We start from the raw sequence: 14,985 nt of genomic DNA on the forward strand, positions 1-14,985 counted from the left end.
CTCCTCAGTTGGAACCTTGAATCACGATCTCACTAAAAAGGAAATCCTGAATGTCCACACGCCCTAGAGCAGTTTTCTGTCCGGAAATGCGTAAATACAAGCAGATAGGGCGTTGTCGTGTTTCTGTTGGATGCGAAAACGCTCTAAGTTCTCGGAATTGCTGCTGAGATCAATAAAGCCGACCGGATATCCCGGTCGGCTTTATTGTTGGTGTCAATTGCAGGACGCTCAGCCAATCAGGGCTTTGACCAGACCGGCGGTCGAAGCATCCTGACCGTCCGTACCTTGCTTGCCCTGCACCACGGGCAGAAGGCCGGTCGCCAGTTCCTTGCCCAGTTCCACGCCCCATTGATCGAAAGAGTTGATGCGGAACAGCACGCCTTCCACGAAGACGCGATGCTCGTAAAGCGCGATCAGGCGTCCCAGAGCAAAGGGGGTCAGCTGGTCATAGGTGAAGGTGATGGAGGGGCGGTTGCCGGTGAAGACGCGATGCGGCGCAATGTGGTTTGCCTTCGCCTCGTCCATGCCCGCTTTCAAAAGCTGTGCCTTTGCTTCATCCAGCGTGCGACCTTTCATGAGCGCTGCGGATTGCGCCAGGCAATTGGCAATCAGAAGCTCGTGCTGATGGCGCAGTTCCGGCTCGAAGCCCTTCGCCGCAATCATGAACTCCGCCGGGATGATGCTCGTGCCCTGATGGATCAGCTGATAGAAGGCGTGCTGCCCATTGGTGCCGGGCTCTCCCCAGACCACCGGGCCGGATTGCCCCTCGACCGGCGTGCCGTCGATGGTAACGCCCTTGCCGTTCGATTCCATATCCAGCTGCTGGAGGTAGGCGGGGAAGCGCGACAAGCGCTGATCATAGGGCAGGATGGCGCGGGACGGATAGTCCAGAACATTGCGATGATAATAGCCGATGAGGCCGAGCAGGGCAGGAAGGTTCTCGCGAACCGGGGCCTGCCGGAAATGCTGGTCCATGGCATGCGCGCCATCGAGGAACTGGCCGAACTTGTCCGGGCCGATGGCAATCATCAGCGGCAGACCAATTGCCGACCAGATGGAATAGCGACCGCCGACCCAGTCCCAGAAGCCGAACACGCGGTCCTGATCGATGCCGAAAGCTGCAACCTTGTCCAGGGCGGTGGAAACGGCGGCAAAGTGGTGCTTTACGGCTTCTTCACCCAGCGCATCGGCAATGAATTTGCGTGCGCTGGCGGCATTGGTCATGGTTTCAATCGTGGTGAAGGTCTTCGATGCCACGATGAACAGCGTGGTTTCGGCGTTCAAAAGTTTCAGCGTGTCGGCAATATGCGCCCCATCGACGTTGGACACGAAATGGGCGCGCGGACCGTCATGGAACGGCGCCAGCGCCAGCGTCGCCATCACCGGGCCGAGATCCGAGCCGCCAATGCCAATATTGACCACGTCGGTAATGGCCTTGCCGGTCGCGCCCTTCAGGCTGCCGGAGCGGATGCCATCGGCAAACCTGCCCATGGCGGAAAGAACGCCGTTCACGTCCGGCATCACATCCTTGCCGTCCACCAGAACCGGCGTGTTGGAGCGGTTGCGCAGCGCCGTGTGCAGCACGGCGCGGTTTTCCGTGAAGTTGATCGCCTTGCCGGAGAACATCTCCTCGCGCTTTTCCGCAACGCCGCCCTCCTCGAACAGCCTTTCCAGCAGGGCCAGGATCTCGTCATTCACCGCACATTTCGAAAAATCCATCAGAAGATCGTCGAACCGTGCATGAAAGCGCGCAAAGCGATGTGAATCCGCTGCGAAAGCGGCTCTGATATCCGTTGCCCCGGTGCGTGATGCGGTTGATTTCAGCTGCTCGACAATCGCCTGCATGGTGGCTCCTCATTCTCATCAATGGATGAGTGGGAACCTATTCGCTTTATGTGGCAAATCAAGCGCAGCTTAATCGATTTAGAAAGATCGCGTCACTGGCCGACGGCAGATTGAAGCGTGCCGCCAAGGCTCTGTCCCACACGGCCCACCTGATCGGAATAGGAGCGGCGCGTGTTGGGGTCGAAAATGGCAATCGGCGTGCTGACGGCAAGGCTGGCGGCATTGCCAACGGTCTGCGCCGTGCCAAGGGCCACGGCCCCAAGGCTTTCGCCAAGACCAACGTTCGAATCGGTCACAGTCTGGCCGGCGATCAGGCGGTTGCCAAGCAGCTTCACCACATAGGGGCTTTCGGCGAACTTACCGTGGTTCAGCCGGTCGCCGCTCTGCAGTGCGGTCAGGTCCAGCACCGTAATGCCTGCTTTTTCCAGTTCAGACCGATAGGGTTCCTGTCGCGGATCGATCTGGCCCAGCCGGTCCACATTGCCGGAAATGCGTTTGGAAAGCGCAAGGGCGCGGTCGTCCTGCGAAACGAAAAGCGTGAATTTGGGGCGCTTCTTGCCAATTTCGTCAAGCTGCCTGCCAAACACATCTACATCGAGATCAGGCGAGGCCAGAATGACGTTCTGGATTTTCGGCGCGACGCGACCATCCCGAATGGCCATCTGCCGCAAGGCTTCCACCGTCAGCCACGAACCCATGGAATGGGCCATGATGGTAATCTCGCTCACGTCCGGATCCCGGGCAATGCTGCGCAGGGTCGTTTCCAGCGCATCGCGAGAATAGTTGGTGCTTTCCTTGTCGTAATTATAGGCGAAAATGCTACCGCGTGAGGGCCAGGTGAAGAGGATCGGCGCAACATCGGCGCCGCTATCGTGCACGATCTGGGCAAAACGATAGACCGCGTCCTCATAGCGATTGTTGAACCCGTGCACGAAAACCAGCACGCGTTTGCTTTTTGGCAGGTTGGCCCGCAGCCAGGAGCGTGCCTGCTGAGGTGTCAGGTCCGTCACCGCCAGCGTTGCGAAATCCTTGGCGGGATTGGCCGGAAGTCTGGACGGCCACTGAACCTGACCGATCTCTCGATTGGCATCCGGCGGGATTGAAACCTTGATCTCGGTAATCTGCGGCTCTTTTCCGCGCTCTCCGGAAAACAGAATGCCGGGATTGGGAGAAGCCTTGCGCGTGGTCGCAACCAGGACGTCCACCTGGGAAGCCTTCGGCGCGGTTTCCGCCACGGGCGTCAGCACGCCTTCCGGTCGGCCGGCGCAGGAAGAGATGGCCAGACAAACCGCCGTAAACAGAGCAATGCGTGAAGACGAAGCACAGATCATCTGCCGGACCACCGATCAATTGACGAGGCGGCAGGATCAGTCTGCCACCCTGATGATTATCGATGCTTCACGCCAGCGTCCACCTGCGAAGGGCAATTCTTGCCCGGTGTGACTTTCTTGTAAGCCGATTGGCCGTCACGTTTTGTCGCGCAGTTCCCGCCGCAGGATCTTGCCCACGTTGGATTTCGGCAGTTCGGTGCGGAATTCGATGTGCTTGGGACGTTTGTAATTGGTGAGGTTTTCCGCGCAATGCGCCTTGAGGTCCGCCTCGGTCAGGGCCGGGTCACGCTTCACCACCACCAGCTTCACCGCTTCGCCGGAATTGGCGTCTGGAATACCAATCGCCGCGCATTCCAGAACGCCCGGATGCATGGCAGCAACCTCTTCCACCTCGTTGGGATAGACGTTGAAGCCGGAGACGAGGATCATGTCCTTCTTGCGGTCGACAATCTTGATGTAACCGCGTTCGTCCATATAGCCCATGTCGCCGCTGCGGAAGTATCCGTCAGCCGTCATCACTTTGGCGGTCTCGTCCGGCCTGTTCCAGTAGCCGGGCGTCACCTGCGGTCCGCGAATGCAGATTTCACCCACTTCGCCGTAAATCAGGTCGTTGCCGTCCTCGTCGCGGATTGTCACCTCGGTGGAGGGAACCGGCAGGCCGATCGTGCCGGTAAACTCCTCGGTATCGATCCGGTTGACGGTTGCCACAGGCGAGGTCTCGGAAAGGCCATAGCCTTCCGTGATCGGGCATCCGGTCATCTTGTGCCAGCGTTCTGCCACGGGGCGCTGAACCGCCATGCCCCCGCCAAACACCATCAGCATGGAGGAGTGATCCACCTTCGGAAAGTCGGGATTGTTCAAAAGCGCGTTGAACAGCGTGTTGAGGCCGGGGAAGACATGGATCTTGTGCTTCTGCATGTCCTTCACCAGGCTGGGAAGATCACGCGGATTGGCAATCAGAATGTTATGGCCGCCAATTGCCACGCCCATCAGCGAATTCACGGTCAAGGCGAAGATATGGTAGAGCGGAAGCGCGCAGAGGAAGGTCATGACCTGCGGCCGTTCGCGCTTGATGAAGGCCGTTTCCAGCCAGTAGCTCATCTGGTCCTTGTTGGACAAAAGGTTCCGGTGCGTCAGCATGGCACCCTTGGAAACGCCCGTGGTCCCGCCGGTATATTGCAGGAAGGCAATGTCATCGAGGCCGCGATCGGCAGGCGCAAGAACCCGTTCCTTGCCGTCTGCCAGCATGCGCTTGAAGGGAATGGCAGAGGGAATGTTCCAGGCGGGAACCAGCTTCTTGACCTTGCGGACGACGAAATTGACAATGTGACCCTTGAGCCCCAGCATGTCGCCCATTGTGGTCACGACCACCTTGCGCAGTTCCGTTTTGTGAACCACCTGCTCAACCGTGTGGGCGAAGTTCTCCAGAACGAAAATGATCTTCGCGTTGGAATCCTTCAGTTGGTGTTCCAGCTCACGCGGCGTGTAGAGAGGGTTCACGTTGACGACAACGTAACCGGCGCGAAGAATACCGTAGACCACCACCGGGTTTTGCAGAATGTTCGGCATCATGACCGCCACGCGGTCGCCCTTGGAGAGGCCCTGGGCCTGAAGCCACGCGCCCACTTTCCGGCTTTCCTGCTCCAGCGCACGGAAGGTCAGGGCCTTGTCCATGCTGGAAAAGGCGGTGCGGTCGGCAAACCTTGCGCAGCTTTCTTCGAACAATTGCACGATGGATTTGTGTGTCAGCGGCGGCAGTTCCGCCGGAACGGTTGGCGGGTAGGAGGCCAGCCAGATCTTGCGCTGCGGTGCATCCATCGAGATATGCGAAACTTCGTTCATGCCGCCTACTCCTCCTGAAGGGAAGGTTGCTCCCGAGCCTCCACTCCCGCAAAGCAACCTCAGATGTTCTGTATACGGATACTACATCCGATTTATTCCGAAAGCTAAATGACTTTGACGTAAGCGTCAATTATCTGTGGTCTCGGTCCCCGAAAATTTCGGAACCGAGTGCACCTCCCAGGGGTTGGGTTGGAGGAAACGATTCAACAAGGAGGTGCGTCATGCTGCATCAAGAGCCACGCCAGGGTAAAGACCCTTATGTGAAGGATAATTACGCCCTTATCGCCAGCGACAAGGTGGAGGGAACCAGCGTCTATGGCGCGGATGGCCGCAAGATTGGCTCCATTCAGCGAATCCTTTTGGAGAAGCGCGGCGGCAAGGTTGCCTATGCCGTCCTCAGCTTTGGCGGGTTCCTGGGCATGGGCGATGATTATTATCCGCTGCCCTGGGAGAAGCTGAATTATGACGAGCAGCTGGATGGTTATCGCATCGACCTGACGAAGGACCAGATCACCGGTGCGCCCCGCTACAGCAGCCTCGACGATGAGAGCTGGTACCGCGAGCGTGACCGCACCATCTACGATTATTACGGTGTTGCGCCCTACTGGATGTAAAGCGGCACACACAGCATCAGAAAGGGCCGTGGCAGGATTTGCCGCGGCCCTTCATTTTTGAGGGGTTATTTCAATCTTCAACGCGGTATGCCATGGTCCGCGCCTGAAGCCGAAAGAGGTGCCGCCGCCCGCATGCGCGGGGCGGGCTTGAGGGGAATGAGAACGGGATCATGGTTGGTGCGGGAGGAGGAACGGCGGTCGTTCGCGATCTTCAGGCAGATGACCTGCCCGCAATTGCCGCGCTCTTTGCCAGCACCTTTCGCAAACGCCGTGCAGATCGGGTTGTAACGCCGGATCTCCTGTCCTGCCTGCGCAGCATTTATCTCGAAAATCCGTGGTTTGATCCGGACGTTGCCTCCAAGGTCTTTGTCGATGAAGAGGATCGTGTCAGAGGCTTCATCGGTGTTACGGCGCAGCGCATGGTCTATGGCGAGCGCAAGCTGCGTGCGGCTCTGGCCGGTTCGCTTGTGGTGCAGGATCCCGCCCGTCACCCGCTGGCGGGGGCACGGCTGGTACGCAGCTTCCTCAACGGGCCGCAGGATCTGTCGATCACCGAAACCGCCAATGCCACCGCCATGGGCATGTGGCGCAAACTCGGTGTGCCGGTGAATACGTCCTATAGCCTGACCTGGCTTCGTCCTTTGCGTCCGGCGGCCTCTGTCGCCGCGCTTATGATGCTGCGTCACTCCTCTGCGCACCTGCTGGCACCAATGGCGCACGCCGCCGATGCAGTCTTTGCCCGGATAAGCAAGGAAGCCCTTCGCCCGTCTCTTGAGCCATCGCCTCGGCGACTGTCCTTCTCCGATGTTGACCGTGCGACCTTCGATGCGGCTGCATTGACGCTGGCGCAGCGTTTTGCCCTCCGTCCGGACTGGGATGCCGCCTCTCTCGACTGGTTCTCCGCGCATGCCGCCCGCAAGAGGATGGTCGGGGAGCCATGCTATCGGCTGGCGGTGGATGCGCAGGGCAAGCCCCTGGCTGCCTATCTCTGGTTTCGTCGGGAAGGCAATATTGCCTGGCTTCTGCAATCCTTTGCCGGTGAGAAACAGGCGGACGATCTTGTCGATGATATGTTGGTCTCTGCTTACGAATACGGCTGTGCCGCCATTCGCGGCGGCACGCAACCCTGGTTGCTCAATGCCCTGCTTCGCCGCAAGGCCCTGCTTCTGGGGCGCAGCTATTTTCTGGCCGATGCACGCGACAAGTCGCTTCTGGCCCCCATCCAGTCAGGAGAGGCGCTCGTCAGCGGTCTGGCCGGGGAAACCTGGATGCGTCTGATCGGCGACAGGTTCTGACATCAGAGAAGTGTCGCCGGTGCGGCATGCAGGTAGTCGGCAACCTTTCGCTTTGAGGCGATGTTTTTCCATACCGCCTGGACCTGCTCCACCGTCAGGCCGGTTGCATCGGCCACCTCTTCGGCTGCAATCCCGCGATCCAGCCCGAAGAGGCACAGATCCATGAGGCTGTAGGGAAGCGAGAAATAATACTCATCCTGTCCCTGTGGCAGAGACCATGTGTCGGTGGTCGGCGGGCGCTGGCGGATCTCTTCCGGCACGCCAAGCGCTTCGGCAAGCTGGTAGACCTGGCTTTTATAGAGATGCGCGATCGGTTTGAAGTCTGCCGCGCCATCGCCATTCTTGACGAAGAAGCCCTGATCGTATTCCAGCCGGTTCGGCGTGCCTGCCACCGCATAGTTCAGCCGGTCGGCATGGTAATATTCGGTTTGCTTGCGGGTGCGCTGCTTCATATTGGCAGCGGCGATCATGCCCAGATAGACATCGAGCGGCATGCGATGGCGGCTTTGCTTGCCGTCGGGGTCGGCCACCACCAGCCAGGAGATATTATAGCCGCGGCCGGCCAGTGCATCCTCCAGCACCACCTTGCAGCCCCATCCGGCGCCGAATTCCGGCACCACCTGCCGGATAAACCCATCGCGGCGGCGATAGCAGCCCGCCGCATCGAGGCTGGGGCCGATATCTTCCAGAACCGTTTCAATGCCGATGGCCTCTGCCAGTGCCTTGCCAAGGCGCAGGCTTTCCGGATCGGAATCATGCTCCGGCATGAAGATGCCGAGCACTTTGGACGGGCCGAAGGCACGTGCGGCCAAGGCTGCGGTCACGCTGGAATCGATGCCGCCGGAAAGGCCCAATGTCGCTCCACGCTTACGAAGATCCTTCGCCACCACCTGCCGCATCCAGTCGCAGATACGTTCGATCTCCGCCTCCGCGTCGAGTTTCAGGCTTTCGCTGGAGAAGGCGGAGGCACCCGTTGTGCGAAGGGCTGTCACTGCTTGCATCATGCCACCTGTTCCTGTGCGCTTGCGGTTTCGTTCAAAAGAGAAAGGCGTATCTTGCCGCTTGTCGTTCTCGGCAGTGCCTCGTGAAATTCGATGAATTTCGGGATCATGTAATCTTCCAGATGGTCCGCGCAGTGGCGCAGAAGCTCACGCGGCGACAGGGCAAAGCCCGTCCGCAAGACCACATGCGCTTTGATCACCTGCCCGAACAGCGCGTCATCCACGCCTTCCACGGCAGCCTCCAGCACGCCGTCATGGGCATGGAGCACGCGCTCCACCTCCTGCGGGCTGACCTTCTCGCCGCGTGTCTTGATGATGTCGTCCTTGCGGGCGATGAAATAGAGAAAGCCGTCTTGATCGGCTCGAAACAGATCGCCGGTGCGATAGCGCGGGCCGTCAGCCGTGGTTTCCAGCGCCCCGGCGGTCAGAGCCTCCTGTTGCCAATAACCGACCATCACGTGCGGGCCGCGCAGTGCCAGTTCGCCCACAGCGCCTGCGGGAAGGGGATTTCCCGCCTCATCGAGAATATCTGCTCCGGTGCCTGGCAACGGCTTTCCCACGGAAAGCGGTCTTGCAGCCCGCTCCGCCGGATCCAGATAGGTGGCGCGAATACATTCCGTCTGGCCATACATGATGAAGAGCTTTGCCGAGGGCAGGAGCGATTGCAGCCGGTCGGCCACCGCAGGCGGCAGGGCTGCCGCAGCACTCGTCACATAGCGAAGATGCGGCAGGAAGCCGGGTTGCAGATCGCTCATGCCAGTCAACATTCCGGCCATGGCTGGCACCAGCGGCAGACCGGTGACCTTCTCTTCGCCAAGCGTTTTGAGAATGACGCGCGGATAGGCAAAACTCTTTTCCAGAACAAGCGTCGCCCCCACCATGAAGGCCGTCACCATCTGGGTCATGCCATAGCCGAAGGAAAGCGGAAGCACGCTGAGGATCACGTCTTCGCAGCTATTGCCGAGATAATCGACGATGGCGCGGCAGGTAAAATCCACATTGGCATGGGTCAGCATCACGCCCTTCGGCGTGCCGGTGGAGCCGGAGGTGTGGATCACAAGCGCAAGCTCACTCTCCTTACGCCCGCCAACCGCTTCATCGTGCACATCGTCTGACAGCAATTCGTTGAGGTCAAGGAGGGTGCCAGGGGGCCGCTCCTGTCCGCCAGCCACGATCAGCGCACAGCGCAACCCGGCCGTTTGCCGCGCCGCCTGCATCGCCTCTCTTTGACGGGCAAGCCCGATGATCGCGAAAGGCTCGGTGCTTGCGGCGATCTGGCCGAGCTTCTCAGCCTTCACGGTCGGATGAAGCGGGCAGGGGATTGCGCCCACGGCCCACAGCGCGAAGAAGCAACAGACCGCGTCAATGCCATTGTCGAGGAGAATGAGAACGCGGTCCCCGGGCTGGATGCCATGCGCTTCGAAGCCTGCCGCCAGCCGCCTGACGCGGTGCGCAAGCTGCGCATAGGAAAGGCGCTGACCGTCGGCAACAAGGGCGAGCTTGTCCGGTCGTTGCATTGCCTGGGCAAAGAGACTGGTTTCGAGGCGCATCTGCTGCTCCCGGCAAGGGATGGTCAAGCTCACGCAGGCTGAAGTTTCAGGCGAAGATAATGGCAGACCCGGTCAATGCTATCGAGGTTATCCGGGACGATTTCCTCGTCGGCCACGCGGATTCCGTAGCTGCCTTCGAGAAAGGCGATCAGCTCCAGCACGCCGGTCGAATCCATTACGCCGCTTTCCAGAAGCGACTGGTCGCTGCCGATCTGCGCATCCGCTCGAAACAGGAAATTCTCGGCAATGAATTCGCGAATGGCTGGCTGATACTGTTCTGGCATGGTCTCATTTCCCCCTTTTCGGCTGGCGCTTCGATCATCGGCGCCAGCAGTCTGTTTTCGGCCTGGGGGAAGTGTGCAGCCAGCGGCTGAATCTTCGCTAAGGGCAAAGCTTCAAATTTTAAACATGTGCCGAAATCGTGCGATCCCGGATCGGATCAGGTCAGAACACGCTGTTCTCGCGTACGCGCGGCGGTCAGTTCGGCGGTGGTATGATTGAGGCGGTCGGCGAGAACGCGCATGATTTCCACGGCCATGTCCGGAAAGTCGTTCATCAGGCCGAGAAAGTTTTCCTTGCTGATCTTCAAAACCTCAAGCCTAGAGGTGGCGCGCACGGTTGCCGTACGCGACACATCGCAGAGAATGGCGATCTCACCGACAATGGAATTCTTCTCCAGATCGGCAACCTTCACCTCGCCGCTCTCGGTATTGACCAGAACATCCGCCGTGCCGGAAAGGATCACATAGGCTGCATCGCCCGGATCCCCCTGCCGAAAGAGGTTCTGGCCTTCGCGGCAATTCAGGCGCTCCGAGGCAAAAGCAAGCAGCTTCAATTTTGGCGGTGCGATTTTTGAGAACAGCGGCACCCGCCGCAACATCTCGACTTCTTCCTTCAACAGCATTTGCTTTCCCCTGTCCCGTACCGAAACGATATTATGAGACAAGCTCCTTGAACATACCGTTTCTGCCGGAAAGTTCCTCAAAGCTGCCGCTTTCGACAATGTTGCCACCGGAAAAAACGAGAACGCGGTCGAAAAGTTGCGCAATATCCGCATTGGGCAGCACCCAGACAATGGCCGGGCGGTAACCATCCTTGTGCAGGTCGCGCATGACATTGGTCACGATGCGGTCCTGCGCCCGTTGATCGAGCGCGGGAAGCGGCCTGTTGAAGATGAAGAAATCGGACCGCTTCAACAGGGCGCGTGCCAGATTGATCTTCTGGCGCTGCACGCTGGTCAGGCGTCTTCCTTGTGCGCCGACATCGAAATCCAGTCCGATGGACAGCACATTCTCCTCCAGATCCATCTCCTGGAAGATGTCGCGGGCCAGCACCGTGATCCGCTCGGAAGCATCCGCCTCGCTATAGGCAATACGTCCGAACAGCACATTGTCGATGAGGGAGGCGGTTTCGGAGAAGCGCTGGGGGTCGTGGCGCTCGATTGTCTGGCTGAGTTCCTCAGGAATGTCGGCGTAGAAGGCGTTGCGGGCCTCCACGATCTTGCGTTTCAGCTCCGGCGTCAGCAAGCCGAATCTGTGCCGTGGCTCGATATAGGCAAAGCTCAGCCGGATAATGCTGGTGCGGTCCTCCCTATCGGCCTCTTCGGCAGATACGCCCTGCAGCTTCTGGAGAAGCTCCTCGTAGAGCGGAATGTCGTCGGCGCTCATGAAGGTCAGCTGCTGGAAGAAAGGATTGTCCGGCGGCAGGTCCTTGAAGAGTTCAACCGCGGTTTCGGCAATCTCAAGACCCATGGCGTAGAGGTCGTCGGTCAGGCCGGTGCCGCGCATGATCTGCTTGAAATAGGGGTGCGCGACCAAAAGCCGGGCGCTCATCGGCGGGCGCATGGTGCCAAACAACAGGTTCTCGCCCACAGTGGCCTGATCATTGAAGGCTTCCGGCTCGAAGGGCACGACCATGCTGTCGAGATCTTCTTCCTGAAGGCGGCGGCGCAGCGCGGAGCGCACATCCACAATGACATCGGTGATTGCCTTGTGCGAGGCCACATCCACCTTCGAGCGCAGCGCCAGATCGAAGATGTCCTGCGAAATGGTGGCGGCATCGAGAACGGGGCGGATCACCTTGAGAAGATCCTCGGGGCCGGTGGCGCCTGCGGATTGGTAGTCGATCCAGTCGCTGTTGAGGTCGAGCGAGGGATTTCCGGCAAGCTTGGCCTCCAGCAGATTGCGCTTGTAGCTTCGCGCCTGCGATCCTTTGTAGGTAACGTCCGTCAAGGGCGCGTGTTTCAGGCCGTAAAAGAGATTGTCGCGCAGCGTGCCGTGGAAGAAATAGGCCTCCGAAGAGATGAAGGTGATGCGGCGTCCGGTAATGGATTCCGGCATTTCCAGAATGTCCTGGCCGCCAATGGTAACACGCCCTCCATCCGGCCAGGTCGCGCGGCCAAGCGCTTCGGCGAATGCTTCCGCTCCAGATCCGTTCGGGCCGAGGATGGCAATGGTCTCGTTCGGCTGTATCTCCACCGAAACGCGGTTGAGAACCGCAGCCCCGCTATCGTCGCTCACCAGCACATGGGTGGCGACAAGCGGCGCGGCAAGCCGCTCTACCGGGGTTGCAACAAGGCTTGTAACTTTCGCATCGACAAGCTGTTCCACATCGAATTGCTCGATCACCTGCGCATATTTCACCTGCACGTCCTGGCGGGCCTGATCCCAGTCGATCAACTCCTTCAGCGGGCCGGGAAGATCCTTGTAGGCGCCGATCACAGCCACCAGCTGGCCGATATCCAGCCGTCCCTGCAAGGCGAAATAGCCTCCCACCACGTAGAACAGGAAGGGCGTGATCTGTGCGAGGAAATTGTTGATGAACTTCACCAGGAACTTCCACTGGTAAAGATCGTAGCGAATGTCGAAAATCAGGCCGAGGCGCGCGGCAATGTCGGCGCGCTCCAGGTTGGAAGTGTCGTGCGCGTGGATGGAGCCGATGCCGTCGACAATCTCGCTTACACGGCCGGAGAGCTGGCGGGCGGTCAACTGGCGCTGGCGGCCGAGTTCGAGCAAACGCCGGCGCATGCGCGGAATGATGATGCCCTGCAGGCACACAATGCCCGCGGCGATCATGCCCAGCCAGAAATTCTGGATGATGATGAAGGCAAGGGCCGTGATGGCCTGTCCGCCCAGAAGCGCCGGCTGCACGAAAGCGTCGCCGGTGAAGCCGCCCAGCGGCTCCACCTCGTCCTTGATCATCGTGGCGATTTCTGCGGATTTGGCCCGTTTGAAATAGGAGGGTGGAAACCGCAGGACGCGGTCCACGAGTTCGAAGCGGATGCGCCGCAGCATCCGCTCTCCCAGGCGGCCCTTGTAGGTATTGATGTAGAATTTGAACAGCCCGTTCAGCACAACCAGCCCGAGGAACACGAAGCTCAGCGCGAGCAGCGTGCCGAGCCTTCCCAGCTCGATCCCTTCAAACAGCTGCACCTCGCCGAAATAGGGGAGGGAGAAGGAGATCGGCATGAACAGCCTGGTCGCATTGGCATTCTCGAAGCCCTGACCCTGGATCGGCCCGTTGACGATCTGCTTGGGCAGATCGAAGGACAGGAAATAGGGAATCATTGATAAGGCAACGATGGTGAGAATCCATATCTGTTGCTTATAGGTGTTCCGCCAGATGTAACGGGTCAGGCGTGTTTCCATCCTCATCCGCGCTGCATCCAGTTATCGCTCCTCAACAGCTCATGGCGTGGCGTCCTGCGCCACCCTGGCGCGGGTCTCATGGCAAGCCCGACTAAAGCACGTTGCGGCTTATCAGCCTCATGCAACCTGCTTTAGATTCTTGTTTTTACGCATGTCGTTATCGCAAAACCGCTGCACACTTTCGCGCGACATGCTTTAGGAAAACTAGCGGGGTTTACGGCCTCTTCCAAGTCCTCTTGCCCCAAATTACGTTTCGCCTGCAATGCGGGCGCAACAACCGCCTGAAGGACAGGCTATTGGAGAAACTTGTCGAGAAGCTTTGCCGCCGAATGGCGGCGGTCGGGATCCGTGGCATCGCGGTGCAGCAGGATCAGCCGTTCCGCTTCCGAAAGCGCCTGATGGCGAAGATCGGAAACCACATCGTCCAGCCGCAGATCATGCGTCGTCGGCTCCGGCTTCATGATCGTCACCTTCTGGCGAACACCCCGCAGCTTGTGCTTGCCCAGGTCGATCCAGCCTCCCTCGCTGTATTCCGCAAAGGCTTCGCTGGCAATCACATCGGATTCGTATTTCTTGGTCAGCGCCTGCAGGCGCACCACCTCGTTGACGGCGGATCCGAAGGCTGAAAAGGTCAATCGGTCGCGCAGCCCGACATTTCCAAACATCACATTGCCAATGTGAAGGCCGATACCATAGCCAATCGGTGGCAGTCCCTTCTTCTCCCGTTCCGCGTTCAGATCCGCCATTCTGGCCTGGGCATGGCGTACGGCAGTCATCGCCGCCTGGCTGGCAGCGCGGGAGGGTTCGCGGTGCCGGTCGCACGGATAGACGGCCAGAAAGCCGTCGCCGAGGAAGCTGAGGATTTGCCCGCCATTGCGGTTGAAGGGCGCGGCCAGCGCATCGAAGAAGCTGTTCAGCGTATCGATGTAGTCCTGGCGGCTTTCCTTGTCGGCAAGCGATGTGGATTGGCGCATGTCACCCATGACGAGGGCCGCGCGGATGGTTTCTCCGTCACCGCGGCGGATCTGCCCTTTCAAAACCCGCTGGCCCGCATCCATGCCGAGATAGGTCGTCAGCATATTGCTGGCCAGCTTGTCGAGAACCGCCATCTTGGCGGCAACGGCCAGATGGTTCTGCAAGCGCATGAGGGCGGCCACCATCTCCTCGCTGAAACCCTCAGCGGCACTGGTGGACCAGGAACCCATCATGCCCTGAATGGAGCCGTCGCCGAACGGCTGCATGAAGGCGATGTAATCGGTGATCTTTTCCCGGCGAAGATCCTCAAAGACGGAAAATTCCACCGGACCTTCAGCCGGAACCTTGCGGCGGATATATTCGAGGTTGTTGCTGAGGAGATGAAAATAGGGGCTTTTCAGGAAAACATCGTTATTGCCCACGTCATGGCGATAGCCCTCCACCTCCAGCCCGCTTTGCGCGCGCCAGGTAAAGCCCAGCGCATCGTAGAGGGGGTGCAGCATGGCGAAGGACAGGTGAACCCGCACGATGGGAAGGCCCGCGGCAGAAATGCGCTCGCAAAAGCCGCGCACGATCTGCTCCAGCGATGCGCCGGCAAGTGCGGTCTTGGTCAGCCAGTCGGCGACCTTGTCCATGAAGATCGAAGAAACCGGTCCGGAAGCAGTCGTCATCGCTTGGCCTATAGTAGAGCATATCCGGCAAAACTGCGTCAGCGGGTTTGCGTTCGGACTGCGTAAAACACGAGAGACAGGAGCATTCCGGATGATTCCGTTCTCACCGGAAATGCTCCCTGAAATCAGCGTCCGTTGCCGGGCGGCGTCTCTCTGTCACATTGGTATCGCGTGACAGAGAAACAAGATGGTTCATCTCATATAACGCATATTG

At 59.4% G+C, this 14,985-nt stretch carries 11 protein-coding genes; 2 read left to right on the top strand and 9 right to left on the bottom strand.

Annotation, left to right across the window (positions count from 1 at the left end; genetic code table 11):
• Positions 1-228: 228 nt before the first annotated feature.
• From pgi to ACFSE1_RS07280, 3 genes are all read right to left on the bottom strand, one after another.
• The gene (gene pgi, locus ACFSE1_RS07270; RefSeq protein WP_377398596.1) at positions 229-1,845 is read right to left on the bottom strand and encodes a glucose-6-phosphate isomerase; all 1,617 of its coding nucleotides are present in this window, start codon (positions 1,843-1,845) and stop codon (positions 229-231) included.
• A 92-nt stretch (positions 1,846-1,937) separates the two neighbouring features.
• Positions 1,938-3,176: an alpha/beta hydrolase gene (locus ACFSE1_RS07275; RefSeq protein ID WP_377398599.1), complete on the bottom strand. Its 1,239-nt coding sequence runs from the start codon at positions 3,174-3,176 to the stop codon at positions 1,938-1,940.
• 135 nt (positions 3,177-3,311) lie between these two features.
• Positions 3,312-5,018, bottom strand: coding sequence for a long-chain-fatty-acid--CoA ligase (locus ACFSE1_RS07280; RefSeq protein ID WP_377398602.1), 1,707 nt, complete (start codon positions 5,016-5,018; stop codon positions 3,312-3,314).
• 221 nt (positions 5,019-5,239) lie between these two features.
• Here ACFSE1_RS07280 and ACFSE1_RS07285 point away from each other — a divergent pair, with 221 nt between their 5' ends.
• Both ACFSE1_RS07285 and ACFSE1_RS07290 read left to right on the top strand, forming a co-directional pair.
• The gene (locus tag ACFSE1_RS07285) at positions 5,240-5,632 is read left to right on the top strand and encodes a PRC-barrel domain-containing protein (protein ID WP_377398605.1); all 393 of its coding nucleotides are present in this window, start codon (positions 5,240-5,242) and stop codon (positions 5,630-5,632) included.
• 170 nt (positions 5,633-5,802) lie between these two features.
• The gene (locus ACFSE1_RS07290) at positions 5,803-6,927 is read left to right on the top strand and encodes a hypothetical protein (RefSeq protein ID WP_377398608.1); all 1,125 of its coding nucleotides are present in this window, start codon (positions 5,803-5,805) and stop codon (positions 6,925-6,927) included.
• A gap of 2 nt (positions 6,928-6,929) precedes the next feature.
• On the opposite strand, the gene nadE is transcribed toward ACFSE1_RS07290, so the two are convergent.
• The 6 genes from nadE to ACFSE1_RS07320 form a co-directional block, all read right to left on the bottom strand.
• Positions 6,930-7,928, bottom strand: a complete 999-nt coding sequence (gene nadE / locus ACFSE1_RS07295; protein ID WP_377398806.1) for an NAD(+) synthase — start codon at positions 7,926-7,928, stop codon at positions 6,930-6,932.
• The gene (locus tag ACFSE1_RS07300; RefSeq protein WP_377398611.1) at positions 7,928-9,478 is read right to left on the bottom strand and encodes a class I adenylate-forming enzyme family protein; all 1,551 of its coding nucleotides are present in this window, start codon (positions 9,476-9,478) and stop codon (positions 7,928-7,930) included. The genes nadE and ACFSE1_RS07300 overlap by 1 nt, the downstream gene beginning before the upstream one ends.
• A gap of 29 nt (positions 9,479-9,507) precedes the next feature.
• Positions 9,508-9,762 (bottom strand): acyl carrier protein, encoded by a 255-nt coding sequence (locus tag ACFSE1_RS07305; protein WP_377398614.1) that lies wholly within the window; start codon positions 9,760-9,762, stop codon positions 9,508-9,510.
• A gap of 155 nt (positions 9,763-9,917) precedes the next feature.
• Positions 9,918-10,382: a cyclic nucleotide-binding domain-containing protein gene (locus ACFSE1_RS07310; protein WP_377398616.1), complete on the bottom strand. Its 465-nt coding sequence runs from the start codon at positions 10,380-10,382 to the stop codon at positions 9,918-9,920.
• Positions 10,383-10,413: 31 nt separating this feature from the next.
• On the bottom strand, positions 10,414-13,125 hold the full coding sequence (locus tag ACFSE1_RS07315) for an ABC transporter transmembrane domain-containing protein (RefSeq protein ID WP_377398809.1): 2,712 nt from the start codon (positions 13,123-13,125) through the stop codon (positions 10,414-10,416).
• A gap of 293 nt (positions 13,126-13,418) precedes the next feature.
• A complete protein-coding gene (locus tag ACFSE1_RS07320; protein WP_377398619.1) occupies positions 13,419-14,771 on the bottom strand; it encodes an adenylate/guanylate cyclase domain-containing protein in 1,353 nt (450 codons plus the stop codon).
• Between the last annotated feature and the right edge of the window lie 214 nt (positions 14,772-14,985).

This window comes from Affinirhizobium helianthi (genome assembly GCF_042680945.1).
GTDB lineage: Bacteria > Pseudomonadota > Alphaproteobacteria > Rhizobiales > Rhizobiaceae > Neorhizobium > Neorhizobium helianthi.